A 13,150-nucleotide genomic window follows, 5' to 3' on the forward strand; every position below is an offset into this window, starting at 1 on the left:
TATTCATCCCTTTTTTATTTCAGCCCGAATTAGCGGAGAGCAGGTTTGCGGGTCAGGCGTTCATTAACGATTAAACAGATGGCAACGGTGTCCGGTGTGGCGCTGGTGACGATCTGCATCTTTATCGTGATCCAGTTATTCCATTTTGTGCAGCAGCGCAGGGATGACTATGCCCAGCAACTGGAAAATATTGCTCACTCCGTGCGCCAGCCTCTGGCGGAGGCGGTGCTGCGCATGGATATACCCGAAACCAAACGTGTGTTGAACACATTGTTGCCGGTAGGGATTCTGACGCGTGCAGATATCGTGCTGCCGAATGAATTTCAGGCGTTACACGCCAATTTCCCACCGGAACGGCCAGTACCCACGCTGATCGCTCGCCTGTTTGAGCTGCCAATTCAGATTTCTGTTCCGCTCTATTCACTGGAGCGCGTGCCGGCTAACCCACAGCCATTGGCTTATTTGGTACTGCAGGCCGATTCGTTCCGCATGTACCAATTTATTCTCAGCATATTGTCGACCATGCTGTCGACTTACTTACTGTTGGCGTTAATCCTGTCGATTGCCATTAGCTGGTGTATGAACCGACTGATGGTGCACCCGCTGCGCGCAATGGCCAAAGAGCTGGAAAATATTTCGCAGGAAGAAGCACCCTATCACCAACTGATGCTGCCAGCGTTGCATCAGGACGATGAGTTGGGGTTGTTGGTGCGTAACTACAACCGCAATCAGCAGCGGTTGGCAAGAGCCTATGCGGAGATGAGCCGCATGAGCACTCGCCATCCGGTGACAGAGTTGCCGAACCAGGCGCTGTTTACCGCGTTGCTGGAACAGCATATTGCCTCCAGTCTGCGGCCCGAGCGTTTTAATCTGCTGGTGATTGGCATTGAAACCTTGCACGAAGCATCGGGTGTGCTCAATCCGGCGATGAGAGAGTCACTGTTACTGACACTGGCCAAAAAGCTACGTGCGTGTATCGATGAAAACGGCGTATTGGCGCAGTTGAGCAACACCGAGTTTGCCATTCTGGCCAAAGGCGTTGAGCGCCCCTTCCATGCGATGCAGCTGGCACGCCGCATCATGGCGCAGATCAATGCGCCGCTGAGCTTGCAGGAAATGCCGTTGAGGCCAAGTGCCAGCATCGGTATCGCGCATTACCTTAATTCGGGAGAGAGTGCGGAACAACTGCTGCGTAGCGCGACTTCGGCCATGATGTCAGCACATCGTGAAGGTAAAAATCAGGTGCTGTTTTTCGAGCCGAGCCTGACGGAGCGTACCCAAAAGCGGCTGACGCAGGAAAGTGAAATTCTGCAGGCCATTGAACAGCGTCGATTTACGCTATTTTTGCAGCCACAGATAGATATGCAGTCCAATGCGGTGATAGGCGCAGAAGCGCTGCTGCGTTGGCAGCAGTATGACGGCAGCTATACCCTTCCGGCAGATGTGATCCCGTTAGCTGAAGAGCTTGGGGTGATTGTGCCACTCGGTAACTGGGTGCTGGAGGAGGCATGCCGTATTTTGGCTGATTGGCAGAGCCGTGGTATCAGCATGCCGCTAGCGGTCAATGTGTCTCCCATCCAGATGCAGCATGAAGATTTTGTCCCGCATCTGAAAAGTGTGCTTGCGCAGCACCACATTGATCCGCGTAAGTTGCTGCTGGAAATTACCGAAACGGTACGTATTGACGATCTCGATCGTGCACTGGCCTTGCTACGTGAATTGCACGACCTGGGGCTGTCCATCGCATTGGATGACTTTGGTATGGGATATTCCAGCCTGAATTATCTGAACCGATTGAAATGCCTGCCGATCGATTTGATTAAAATCGACAAGAGCTTTATTCAGGGCCTGCCGACAGATGACGCCATGGTGCGTATCGTCAGTTCTATTTCTGAGGTATTGGCGCTGCCGGTGATGGCCGAAGGTGTCGAAAATGCCGAACAACGCGATTGGCTGCTACGACACGGTATTCATAGCGGGCAGGGCTTCCTGTTTGCCCGCCCGTTGCCGCGCAGTGAGTTTGAAGCCGAATTCTGCCAGCCACCCGCCTGATTTTACCTTTCTGATCTCTCGGGCGATTCCTGTGTCGCCCGCCCGCTGCCTCGTCCGAGAATGCCTGTCTTTACTACCGCTTTTGAGTTAATGCAAAGAAATGCTTACGCAATTTACAGCCTTGCATTTGGGCTGGCGCGTTTCAGCTCTTAAATTCGTATCAACATGTATCTATTGGTGCAACAAATTATTTCCATGTTGTTAGGTGGGTGTTATTTTCCGCGCAAGCGATGAACAGGCGAGATAACGAGAATACCGCCTGGTGCGTGTCTTCCCCCCCAAAGGATGTTCATATGAAATTCACTATCTTTAAGAGCCTCTATTTTCAGGTGTTGACGGCGATTACGCTGGGCATCCTGCTTGGTCATTTCTATCCTGACATTGGCGCACAGATGAAACCTCTGGGCGATGGATTCGTTAAACTGATTAAAATGATCATCGCGCCGGTGATCTTCTGTACCGTGGTGACGGGTATCGCGGGTATGGAGAGTATGAAAGCCGTCGGCCGTACCGGTGCGATCGCACTGCTCTATTTTGAAATCGTCAGTACCATTGCACTGTTGATTGGCCTGCTGATTGTTAACCTGGCCCAACCGGGCGCCGGGATGAACATCGATCCAGGGACTTTGGATGCCAAGGCGGTGGCCGTTTATGCTGAACAGGCCCAGCAACAGGGCATTATTCCGTTCTTGCTGGATATCATCCCTGGTAGCGTCATCGGTGCCTTCGCCAGTGGCAACATTCTTCAGGTGTTGCTGTTCGCCGTACTGTTCGGTTTTGCCCTGCATCGTCTGGGTGATAAAGGCCAGCTGATCTTCAACGTTATCGACAGCTTCTCCCGCGTGATTTTCGGCATTATCAATATGATTATGCGCCTGGCGCCACTGGGTGCCTTCGGGGCGATGGCGTTTACTATCGGTAAATATGGCGTGGGTACGCTGTTGCAACTGGGTCAGCTGATCGCCTGTTTCTACATTACCTGCATTCTGTTTGTGGTGGTGGTGCTGGGCTCCATTGCCCGCGCCAACGGTTTCAGTATCTTCAAATTCGTTCGTTATATAAAAGAAGAACTGCTGATCGTGCTGGGGACTTCTTCTTCCGAGTCGGTGCTGCCGCGGATGCTCGATAAAATGGAGAAGCTGGGCTGTAAGAAATCGGTGGTGGGCTTGGTGATTCCGACCGGCTACTCGTTTAACCTGGACGGGACCTCTATCTACCTGACTATGGCGGCCGTGTTTATCGCGCAGGCGACCAACACCCATATGGACATCGTGCATCAGGTAACGCTGTTGGTGGTGTTGTTGCTGTCCTCTAAAGGGGCTGCAGGGGTGACCGGCAGCGGCTTTATCGTGCTGGCTGCCACTATTTCTGCTGTCGGCCACTTGCCGCTGGCCGGTCTGGCGTTAATTCTGGGCATTGACCGCTTCATGTCTGAAGCCCGTGCGTTGACTAACCTGGTCGGTAATGGTGTGGCAACGGTCGTCGTGGCTAAATGGTGTAAACAGTTGGATGAAAAGCAGTTGCAAGACACCCTGTCCAACAAGCAGGTAACAGGTGCCGATAAAACGCTGCCTTCAGCCTGATTGACTCCTCAAATCACCGGTTGCAGCCGCAACCGGTGACGTTTTATCCCCCCGCGTAATGAATTCTTGCATTAAAAAATCGGTTATCCATTATTTTTCACACTAATGAGTGACATCCGCAAAGGCGCGCGGTCTAACTCGATGGTACACTTTCTGCTTTCCGCCCCACTGTGAAACTCAGGGCGTATTTGTAGGTTGTTTGTCGCAGCCTAATATTCCGGTGAATGGAATATCCGCATTTGCATAAAGAAATTGGATAGTAATTAAGTAGGGGTTCACATGCAGGGCACCAGAATTCATCTCATAGTAGGTGGGCTGCTGTTGGCTGCAGCCAACAGCAGCGTGCAGGCTGAAGCACTACAACCCGATCCTGCTTGGCAGCAGGGGGCGTTGGCCAACGGGTTTTCATGGCAGATACTCGATACGCCGCAACGGCCGAGCGATCGCGTCGAGTTGCGGTTGATGGTCAACACTGGCTCGCTCGTCGAGTCTTCGCAGCAGATTGGCTTTGCCCATCTGCTGCCGCGCCTGTCGTTGGCGCGCAGCGAAAGCTTTACCCCACCGCAGTTACGTTCACTGTGGCAACAGAGCGTGGACAGCGAGCGACCTTTGCCTCCGGCCATCAGCTCTTATGACTTCACCATTTATAATCTCAGCTTGCCGAATAACCGCCCAGACTTGCTGAAAGAGGCGCTGACGTGGCTTTCCGACACCACCGGCAAACTGGCGATTGACGAACATACGTTGCACGCGGTGATGAACTCTAGCGTCGATCCGGTTGGCACGTTCCCGCCAAACCCAAAAGATGCCTGGTGGCGCTATCGCCTAAAAGGCTCAACGTTGTTGGCGCACGATCCGGCTCAACCGCCGAAACGGCCAGTGAATGTCGACCAATTGAAGAAATTCTACCAGCAATGGTACACCCCCGACGCGATGACGTTATACGTTGTGGGCAAGGTGGACAGCCGCAGCTTGGGTGAGCAAATCAACAAAGCTTTCTCACCACTGAAAGGCAAGCGTGAAACTCCCGCTCTGATGCCGACGTTGACGCCGTTGCCACCGCAGCCGGTTAGCCTGATCAGTGAACAGGTTAAGCAGGATACGTTGTCGATTATGTGGGATGCGCCATGGCACCCGATCCGCGATTCGCAAAACCTGAGCCGTTATTGGCGTGGTGATATGGCGCGTGAGGCGTTGTTCTGGCATCTCCAACAGGTGCTGGAAAAAAGCGACCAGAAAAACCTGCATTTGGGCTTTGATTGCCGCGTGCAATACCAGCGTGCCCAATGTGCTATCCATCTCGACACGCCGAATAACAACCTGAACAACAGCCTGAGCTTTATTGCACGAGAGCTGGCTAACGTGCGTGACAATGGCCTGTCGCAGGATGAGTTTAACGCGCTGCTGGCGCAGAAAACCGATCAACTGAGCAAGCTGTTCGCCACCTATGCCCGTACCGATACGGACGTGCTGATGAGCCAGCGCCTGCGCTCGCAGCAGAGTGGCGTTGTGGATATCGCACCGGAGCAGTATCAGAAACTGCGTCAGGAGTTCTTGAGCGGGTTAACGCTTGAGGCGCTGAATCAGGAATTGAAACTACAGCTTTCGCAAGATGCGACGTTGGTGTTGATGCAGCCGAAGGGCGAGCCAGAGATGAGCATGAAGCAGCTACAGGAAACCTATAGCGGCATTATGTCTCCGGCCCCTGCCGTGGTGTCGGAAGAGGTCAAGCCGACCGACACCGCGCCCGCACCAGAGACCAGCGCACAGTAACGACAGAGGGGGCGTTTGCCCCCTTAGTTACGGTACAGCACTTTGATGATGTGGTAGCCGAACTGGGTTTTCACCGGGCCGTAGGGCTTCAACAATGGAATGCTGAACACCGCTTTATCAAAGGCGGCCACCATGGTGCCCTTGTTGAATTCACCCAAAGAGCCACCGTTGCGTTTTGACGGGCAGGTCGAGTATTTGCGCGCCAGCGTGTCAAAGCTGACACCACGTTTAAGCTTGGCCAGCAGTTCATCGGCCAGTTTTTCATTGTCTACCAGAATGTGCAGAGCGCACGCCGTCTTTGCCATGGTATTGCCTTTATCGATACAGAAATTGCGCTGATTATATACCCTAAATAATTGGAGGTGTATCAAGGCGGCAAGGGCGCTCTCAGGTCAGTGATTTGGGGGAGTGAATGCAGCCAACACAGGTGCAGCTTCAAGTATGGCGGGTATACCCGTTAAATCTCATCGGGGCTTTCTGCTACAATCCCTTTCCACGTTATAAAGTCGAGCAATAAAGCGCCATGCGATTAAACCCCAGCCAACAACAAGCCGTCGAATTCGTTACCGGGCCCTGCCTGGTGCTGGCCGGTGCAGGTTCCGGCAAGACGCGCGTCATCACCAACAAAATCGCTCACCTGATCCACAACTGTGGTTATCAGGCGCGGCACATCGCCGCCGTGACCTTTACCAATAAGGCCGCACGTGAGATGAAAGAGCGTGTGGCGCAAACCATGGGGCGCAAAGAAGCGCGCGGGCTGATGATATCCACCTTCCACACGTTGGGCCTGGAAATCATTAAACGTGAATATGCCGCGTTGCAGATGAAGTCTAACTTTTCGTTGTTCGACGATCAGGATCAGCTGGCATTGCTGAAAGACCTGACCGAGAAATGGCTGGAGAATGACAAAACGCTGGTGGCGCAGCTGATCTCGACTATCTCCAATTGGAAAAATGACCTGGTCGATCCCAAAAAGGCTATGGAACTGGCGCGTTCGGAACGCGACAAACTTTTTGCGCATTGTTATGGCCTGTATCACGCGCACATGCGTGCCTGTAACGTGCTGGATTTTGACGATTTGATCCTGCTGCCAACCTTGCTGTTGCAGCGTAATGAAGAGGTCCGCGAACGCTGGCAGAACCGTATTCGTTACCTGCTGGTGGATGAATATCAGGATACCAACACCAGCCAGTACGAGTTGGTGAAACTGTTGGTGGGCAACCGTGCGCGCTTTACCGTGGTGGGGGACGATGATCAGTCGATCTACTCCTGGCGCGGTGCACGTCCGCAGAACCTGGTGCTGTTGAAGGAAGACTTCCCGGCATTGCAGGTGATCAAACTGGAACAGAACTACCGTTCGAGCGAGCGCATTCTGAAGGCGGCGAATATTTTGATCGCCAACAATCCACACGTGTTTGAAAAACGGCTGTTTTCCGAGCTGGGCTATGGCGAAGAACTGAAGGTAGTGACCGTCAATAACGAGGATCATGAGGCTGAGCGGGTCGTGGGGGAACTGATTGCCCATCACTTCGTGAAACGAACCAATTACGGTGATTATGCGATTCTTTATCGCGGCAACCATCAGTCGCGGCTGTTTGAAAAAATGCTGATGCAAAACCGTATCCCTTACAAGATTTCCGGCGGGACCTCGTTTTTCTCACGGCCAGAAATCAAAGATCTGCTGGCCTACCTGCGCGTCCTGACTAACCCGGATGATGACAGCGCGTTTCTGCGTATCGTCAATACGCCGAAGCGTGAAATTGGCCCGGCAACGCTGCAAAAGCTGGGAGAGTGGGCTAACCAACGTAACAAAAGCCTTTTCCGTGCCAGTTTTGATCTCGGGTTGAGTCAGCATCTGACCGGCCGTGGGCTGGAGTCTTTGCAGCGCTTCACCCATTGGCTGGACGGCATTGCCCAGTTGGCGGAGCGCGAGCCGGTAGCCGCGGTACGCGATTTAATTCATGGCGTGGACTATGAAAGCTGGCTGTTTGAAACCTCGCCCAGCCCGAAAGCCGCCGAAATGCGCATGAAAAACGTGAATACCCTGTTTGGTTGGATGACGGAAATGCTGGAAGGCAGCGAGCTGGATGAACCCATGACGCTGACGCAGGTGGTGACGCGCTTTACGCTGCGGGACATGATGGAACGCGGTGAAAGTGACGAGGAGCTGGATCAGGTTCAGTTAATGACACTGCATGCCTCCAAAGGGTTGGAGTTCCCTTATGTCTTCCTGGTGGGGATGGAAGAGGGGCTGTTGCCACATCAGAGCAGCATTGACGAGGATAACGTTGATGAAGAGCGTCGCCTGGCTTATGTGGGGATCACGCGAGCCCAAAAAGAGCTGATTTTCACGCTGTGCCGTGAGCGTCGCCAGTATGGCGAGCTGGTGCGACCGGAACCGAGCCGTTTCTTGCTAGAACTGCCGCAGGATGATTTGGCGTGGGAAAGTGAACGTAAGGTGGTTAGTCCGCAAGAGCGAATGCAAAAAGGGCAGAGCCATTTGGCCAATATTCGAGCCCAGTTGGCCAAGGCCAAAGGCGGAAACTAAAAGAAAGGGCGCGGTAAGCGCCCTTGTCATATCAACGTTGTTCTTCCAGGATGAGCGGCCAGTGCACATAGCTTTGCCAATGGCTTTCCTGATCCAGCGCTTCTGCGCGTAATGGATGCTGTTCAAGCCAGCCCGGTGGCAGGATCACTGTCAGTTCGTCATCATTATTGGCACGCAGGCGTACCGCAGGCAGTGTGTCGTCGCGACGACGGCTGGCAAAGATAATGGCCAAGCGCAGAATCCGGCATAAACGTTGCGCCATACGCGGTGGCAGTGCGTTTTGCTGGCTGAGCAGCGGCAGATCGATGGTGTTGCTTTGGTTTTGCAGCAGGGTGGCGAGCAGCTTTTTTTGCGCCGGGGTAAAACCGGGTAAATCCAGATGGCGGATCAGATAAGCGGCGTGTTGCGGCGCTTGCTTGAAATCAACACTGAGGCCAATTTCGTGGATCAGGCAGGCGCTGTGCAATAACTCGCGACATCGCGCATCCAATTGCCATTCATTACTGACCTGCTGCGAAAAGTTGGCAGCCAATTGGCTGACGCGTTCGGCCTGCTCGGTGTCCAACAGATAGCGACGTTGCAGGTTGCGAATCGTGCGGCTGCGAATATCCTGTTCCACTGGCAGGTGCAGCATGCCGTAGACCAAGCCTTCGCGCAGTGCGCCGCCAGCCAGCATCATGCTTTCAATACCCAGTTCCTGGAAAATCGCCAGCAGGATGGATAGCCCACTGGGAAATACCAGCGCGCGTTCCAGCGTCAGCCCTTCAATTTCCAGCTCTTCCAACTTACCGCACTGAATGGCACGTTGTTTCAACTGACGCAGTTTGGACAGGGTGATTCGTTCATCCATACCCTGCGCAACCATGATTTCCTGCAGTGCCTGGACGGTGCCGGAAGCGCCGACGCAGATCTGCCAACCGTGTTGACGCAGCTGTGGCGCAATAGGGCGCACCATTTCACGCGCAGCCTGTTCAGCCCGTTCGAAATTCTCCTGCCCCAGATTGCGATCGCTGAAAAAACGCTCCAGCCAGGTGACACACCCCATCGACAGGCTATACAGCTGGGCTGCCTGTGCGCCGGTACCTGTGACTAATTCGGTACTGCCGCCACCGATATCGACCACTAAACGTTGGTCTGGTCCACCGGTAGTATGGGCAACACCGTGGTAGATCAGGCGGGCTTCTTCCTCGCCGCTGATCACCTGGATCGGGCAACCAAGGATCTGCTCGGCAGTCTGTAGGAATTCATCGGCATTGCACGCCAGACGCAGCGTAGCCGTGGCGACTACGCGAATCTGTTCACGGGGAATGTCCTGCAGGCGTTCAGAGAACAGCTTCAAACATTGCCAACCGCGCTGCATAGCTTCTTGCGACAGGTGGTTGTTCTGATCCAGCCCGGCTGCCAGGCGCACTTTGCGCTTAATGCGCGCCAGTGTTTGAATACTGCCGGCTACCTCGCGCACCACCAACATGTGGAAGCTATTGGAGCCAAGGTCGATCGCGGCATAAAGTGCGCTGGAACTGAGCATTGTCTATCAGCCTGAACGTTTACGGTTGTTGCGCGGTGCACCGCCACGACGTGGCGAAGAGTTACGACGCGGGCCGTTGCCACCGCGTGGGCGAGCCAGGCGCTTAGGCGCAGGCAAGTCACTCATTAAGGCATCGCTGTTGTACTTGCTCACTGGAATGCAGTGGCCGGTATAGGTTTCGATCGCCGGCAGGTTGAGCGCATACTCTTCACAGGCCAGACTGATGGAGTGACCGCTTTCGCCGGCACGACCGGTACGACCAATACGGTGGACATAGTCCTCGCAGTCGTCAGGCAGATCGTAGTTGAATACGTGCGTAACCAGCGGGATGTGAAGACCGCGGGCGGCGACGTCGGTGGCAACCAGAATATCCAGGTTACCCTTGGTGAAATCGTCCAGAATACGCAGACGCTTCTTCTGCGCGACATCGCCGGTCAACAGGCCTACACGGTGACCATCGGCGGCCAGATGGCCCCAAATGTCTTCACAGCGATGCTTGGTGTTGGCGAAGATGATGCAGCGGTCAGGCCATTCTTCTTCGATCAGCGTCTGTAACAGGCGCATTTTTTCTTCGTTGGACGGGTAGAACAACTCTTCTTTAATGCGGTGGCCGGTTTTCTGTTCCGGTTCCACTTCAACATATTCAGCGTTGTTCATTTGTTCGAAAGCCAGCTCGCGTACGCGATAAGACAACGTGGCAGAGAACAGCATGTTCAGGCGTTGATCGACCGGAGGCATACGACGGAACAACCAGCGGATATCTTTGATAAAGCCCAGATCGTACATACGATCGGCCTCATCCAATACCACAACCTGGATTGCGCTCAGGTCAATATAGTTTTGTTTGGCGTAATCGATCAAACGACCGGTAGTACCGACCAGGATATCCACGCCGCTTTCCAGCACTTTCAGCTGTTTGTCGTAGCCGTCGCCACCGTATGCCAGGCCAAGTTTCAGGCCGGTAGATTTGGACAGGGCTTCTGCGTCGGAGTGGATCTGTACCGCCAGCTCACGCGTTGGCGCCATGATCAAGGCGCGCGGCTGATTGGTCTGGCGATCCTGTTTCGCCGGGTGAGAAAGCAAATAGTGAAAAGTAGACGCTAAAAATGCCAGCGTCTTTCCGGTACCGGTTTGCGCCTGACCTGCAACGTCACGCCCAGAGAGCGTGAGCGGCAATGCTAACGCCTGGATAGGCGTGCAATGTTGAAACCCTTTCTTTTCAAGGGCTTCAAGGACTAACGGGTGCAGGGCGAAGTCGGAAAACTTCTGTTCGGTCAAGTGTGTTTTGCTCATAGTGTGGTAGAATATCAGCTAACTATTGCTTTACGAAAGCGTATCCGGTGAAATAAAGTCACCTTAGGTTGGTTAATGCTACACCAACAAGGTAGACACAATCCTTTGGAGTAGAACATGAGCGATAAAATTATTCACCTGACTGACAGCAGCTTCGACACCGACGTGCTGAAAGCTGAAGGGCCAATCCTGGTCGATTTCTGGGCTGAATGGTGTGGGCCGTGCAAGATGATTGCTCCGATTCTGGATGAGATTGCCGAGGAGTTCGAAGGCAAGCTGACCATCACCAAGCTGAATATCGACCAAAACCCGGCAACCGCACCTAAGTACGGTATCCGTGGTATCCCTACGCTGTTGTTGTTCAAGAACGGTGAAGTGGCTGCGACCAAGGTTGGTGCGTTGTCCAAAGGCCAGCTCAAAGATTTCCTTAACGCGAATCTGTAATTGGGCGAGAAGCCGTATGCCCAATGGATTTGACACTGCGGTTCACAACGTCGCAGTGTGAGAGGCAACGGGGATATACAGGCGTCTGGCGGGGATGTTCAATTCACCGCTAGACGCCTGCCAAGAAGCGTGTTAAGTTTAACCATACTGCATATAGAACTTGCCCGAAGTTTTAAATCTAAAGAGTCTAAATCTAAAGCGTTACTCTGTGTTGAACCGCTGGCGTTGAAAGAAAAATGAACTCAGCCCGTGTTTTAACAATCAAACGGTTTTGCAAAATCAATTTTAAGGTACCTTCGATCTTAAACCGTCAATGCGCGCGTCCTCTGTAAGCCATTTCTTACCGTGACAGCTCAGCGCCCGGTGATCGAACGTCCAGTAAACAGGCACGAATATCCAATGGATTTCAGGGTGTGGCCAGTCGGCAACCGAACGAATCTCCGTAGCTTAGTCCGCTAAGTGGCTGGGGTTAACACGGGAAACCAACGCAACCACCAGAAAGCCGAAAGATATATCCCGCTGCCATACCATTCACGATATAAGTTCGAGACATACCCCGAGTTTAAGAACCCACCACTATGAATCTTACCGAATTAAAGAATACGCCGGTTTCTGAGCTGATTACTCTCGGCGAAAATATGGGGCTGGAAAACCTTGCCCGTATGCGCAAGCAGGACATTATCTTCTCTATCCTTAAGCAGCATGCGAAAAGTGGAGAAGATATCTTCGGCGATGGCGTGTTGGAAATATTGCAAGATGGATTTGGTTTCCTCCGCTCTGGAGACAGCTCCTACCTTGCAGGCCCCGACGACATCTACGTATCCCCTAGCCAAATCCGCCGTTTCAACCTCCGTACAGGTGACACCATTTCCGGTAAGATTCGTCCGCCAAAAGAAGGCGAGCGTTACTTTGCCCTGTTGAAAGTTAATGAAGTTAACTACGACAAACCGGAAAACGCCCGCAGCAAGATCCTGTTCGAGAACTTAACACCACTGCATGCCAACTCCCGTCTGCGGATGGAACGCGGTAACGGCTCAACCGAAGACTTGACCGCACGCGTGCTGGACCTGGCTTCACCGATTGGTCGTGGTCAACGTGGTCTGATTGTTGCTCCGCCGAAAGCCGGTAAAACCATGCTGCTGCAGAACATTGCGCAGAGCATCGCCTACAACCATCCAGACTGCGTGCTGATGGTTCTGCTGATCGACGAACGTCCGGAAGAAGTGACCGAGATGCAGCGTCTGGTTAAGGGCGAAGTTATTGCTTCTACCTTTGATGAACCAGCCTCGCGCCACGTTCAGGTTGCAGAAATGGTGATCGAGAAGGCCAAGCGCCTGGTCGAGCACAAAAAAGACGTTATCATCTTGCTTGACTCCATTACTCGTCTGGCGCGTGCCTACAACACCGTAGTACCGGCTTCCGGTAAAGTGTTGACCGGTGGTGTGGATGCCAACGCCCTGCATCGTCCTAAGCGTTTCTTCGGTGCGGCACGTAACGTTGAGGAAGGCGGCAGCCTGACCATCATCGCTACCGCGCTGGTCGATACCGGGTCGAAAATGGACGAAGTTATCTACGAAGAGTTTAAAGGTACCGGCAACATGGAATTACACCTGGCGCGTAAAATCGCCGAGAAGCGTGTATTCCCTGCGATCGACTACAACCGCTCTGGTACACGTAAAGAAGAATTACTTACCACGTCTGAAGAACTGCAGAAAATGTGGATCCTGCGTAAAATCATCCACCCAATGGGTGAGATTGATGCGATGGAGTTCCTCATTAACAAGTTGGCCATGACCAAGACCAATGATGAATTCTTCGATATGATGAAGCGCTCATAATGACGATGCGCTCATAATTGAGTAAAAAATTCAGAGAACGCCACGCCTAGTCGTGGCGTTTTTTGCTTTTGGCAGATACGATAAGTAACAG

9 protein-coding genes are annotated in these 13,150 nt (G+C 53.2%); 6 read left to right on the forward strand and 3 right to left on the reverse strand.

The window, feature by feature from the left end:
- The first annotated feature begins 45 nt into the window (after positions 1-45).
- From hmsP to AC2FC2_RS09770, 3 genes are all read left to right on the forward strand, one after another.
- On the forward strand, positions 46-2,052 hold the full coding sequence (gene hmsP / locus AC2FC2_RS09760; RefSeq protein ID WP_209637858.1) for a biofilm formation regulator HmsP: 2,007 nt from the start codon (positions 46-48) through the stop codon (positions 2,050-2,052).
- Positions 2,053-2,345: 293 nt separating this feature from the next.
- Positions 2,346-3,635, forward strand: a complete 1,290-nt coding sequence (locus AC2FC2_RS09765; RefSeq protein ID WP_209637856.1) for a dicarboxylate/amino acid:cation symporter — start codon at positions 2,346-2,348, stop codon at positions 3,633-3,635.
- A gap of 279 nt (positions 3,636-3,914) precedes the next feature.
- Positions 3,915-5,408: a M16 family metallopeptidase gene (locus AC2FC2_RS09770; protein WP_490308362.1), complete on the forward strand. Its 1,494-nt coding sequence runs from the start codon at positions 3,915-3,917 to the stop codon at positions 5,406-5,408.
- 23 nt (positions 5,409-5,431) lie between these two features.
- Here AC2FC2_RS09770 and ppiC read toward each other — a convergent pair whose 3' ends face one another.
- Positions 5,432-5,713, reverse strand: coding sequence for a peptidylprolyl isomerase PpiC (ppiC, locus tag AC2FC2_RS09775; protein ID WP_037422904.1), 282 nt, complete (start codon positions 5,711-5,713; stop codon positions 5,432-5,434).
- A gap of 218 nt (positions 5,714-5,931) precedes the next feature.
- Here ppiC and rep point away from each other — a divergent pair, with 218 nt between their 5' ends.
- The gene (gene rep, locus AC2FC2_RS09780) at positions 5,932-7,956 is read left to right on the forward strand and encodes a DNA helicase Rep (RefSeq protein WP_490659148.1); all 2,025 of its coding nucleotides are present in this window, start codon (positions 5,932-5,934) and stop codon (positions 7,954-7,956) included.
- Between the two features lie 31 nt (positions 7,957-7,987).
- Here rep and ppx read toward each other — a convergent pair whose 3' ends face one another.
- Both ppx and rhlB read right to left on the reverse strand, forming a co-directional pair.
- Complete coding sequence (ppx, locus tag AC2FC2_RS09785; protein ID WP_209637850.1) at positions 7,988-9,484, reverse strand: exopolyphosphatase; 1,497 nt, start codon at positions 9,482-9,484, stop codon at positions 7,988-7,990.
- Positions 9,485-9,490: 6 nt separating this feature from the next.
- Entirely contained in the window at positions 9,491-10,777 is a 1,287-nt protein-coding gene (gene rhlB / locus AC2FC2_RS09790) for an ATP-dependent RNA helicase RhlB (RefSeq protein WP_490659149.1), read from the reverse strand.
- 117 nt (positions 10,778-10,894) lie between these two features.
- Here rhlB and trxA point away from each other — a divergent pair, with 117 nt between their 5' ends.
- Together trxA and rho are read left to right on the forward strand one after the other, a co-directional pair.
- Complete coding sequence (gene trxA, locus AC2FC2_RS09795) at positions 10,895-11,221, forward strand: thioredoxin TrxA (protein ID WP_209637845.1); 327 nt, start codon at positions 10,895-10,897, stop codon at positions 11,219-11,221.
- 578 nt (positions 11,222-11,799) lie between these two features.
- Positions 11,800-13,059 carry a transcription termination factor Rho gene (rho, locus tag AC2FC2_RS09800; protein ID WP_037422810.1) on the forward strand — a complete coding sequence of 420 codons (1,260 nt, stop codon included), beginning with the start codon at positions 11,800-11,802 and terminating at the stop codon, positions 13,057-13,059.
- Positions 13,060-13,150 lie beyond the last annotated feature (91 nt).

Source organism: Serratia sp. CoH_122_TC_1, from assembly GCF_058191755.1.

What these genes read in the sequence shown, in the direction of transcription:
- AC2FC2_RS09765 (WP_209637856.1), top strand. Translation starts at nt 2,346, where the DNA reads ATGAAATTCACTATCTTTAAGAGCCTCTATTTTCAGGTGTTGACGGCG.
- AC2FC2_RS09770 (WP_490308362.1), top strand. Translation starts at nt 3,915, where the DNA reads ATGCAGGGCACCAGAATTCATCTCATAGTAGGTGGGCTGCTGTTGGCT.
- ppiC (WP_037422904.1), bottom strand. Translation starts at nt 5,713, where the DNA reads ATGGCAAAGACGGCGTGCGCTCTGCACATTCTGGTAGACAATGAAAAA.
- rep (WP_490659148.1), top strand. Translation starts at nt 5,932, where the DNA reads ATGCGATTAAACCCCAGCCAACAACAAGCCGTCGAATTCGTTACCGGG.
- ppx (WP_209637850.1), bottom strand. Translation starts at nt 9,484, where the DNA reads ATGCTCAGTTCCAGCGCACTTTATGCCGCGATCGACCTTGGCTCCAAT.
- rhlB (WP_490659149.1), bottom strand. Translation starts at nt 10,777, where the DNA reads ATGAGCAAAACACACTTGACCGAACAGAAGTTTTCCGACTTCGCCCTG.
- trxA (WP_209637845.1), top strand. Translation starts at nt 10,895, where the DNA reads ATGAGCGATAAAATTATTCACCTGACTGACAGCAGCTTCGACACCGAC.
- rho (WP_037422810.1), top strand. Translation starts at nt 11,800, where the DNA reads ATGAATCTTACCGAATTAAAGAATACGCCGGTTTCTGAGCTGATTACT.